The organism is Protofrankia sp. Cas8, from assembly GCF_963555845.1.
Taxonomy (GTDB): domain Bacteria; phylum Actinomycetota; class Actinomycetes; order Frankiales; family Frankiaceae; genus Protofrankia.
Map to the genome: position 1 here is coordinate 785 of NZ_CAUVXI010000064.1, position 454 is coordinate 1,238.

The following is a 454-nucleotide window of genomic DNA, read 5'->3' on the forward strand; positions in this document are numbered from 1 at the left end:
ACGCGCCCACCCCGGTGTGGAGATCGTCTGCCGGGACGGCTCGGCCTCCTACGCCCAGGGAATCACCGACGCCCTGCCCGGTGCGGTGCAGGTCAGCGACCGCTGGCAGTGCGCCATGAGGCGCCTGGTTGTATCCCCGGCCCAGCCGGGAGGAACTCGGAGGGAGGTTCTTGGGTTCGATGGCTTACCTGGATCCGAAAGGTGAAGGGGACAGCAGCATGCCATTGAAGCGGTGGCCGTGCTCAGGCGTTGGAGGCGGCGCGCCGTGGAACCCGCGTGATATGGCGAAGGCTGGATTGCTTGAATCCTAATTCCCAGGAGATGGAAGGTCGCATCCGTCGGAAATGACGTCTGAAGCCGACGCCGCGCCCTGCCCTGGTCTGATGCCATGGCCGGGGCAACCTCCGGGGTGCGGAGCGATGCCCAGTGAGGGCATTCAAGGGAATGAGTGGGC

The 454-nt window shown here is 65.9% G+C and carries 1 pseudogene; it reads left to right on the forward strand.

Features of this window, described 5'->3' with window-relative positions:
• Positions 1–205: pseudogene (locus tag U9977_RS11775) on the forward strand (hypothetical protein); the annotation flags it as partial.
• Positions 206–454 lie beyond the last annotated feature (249 nt).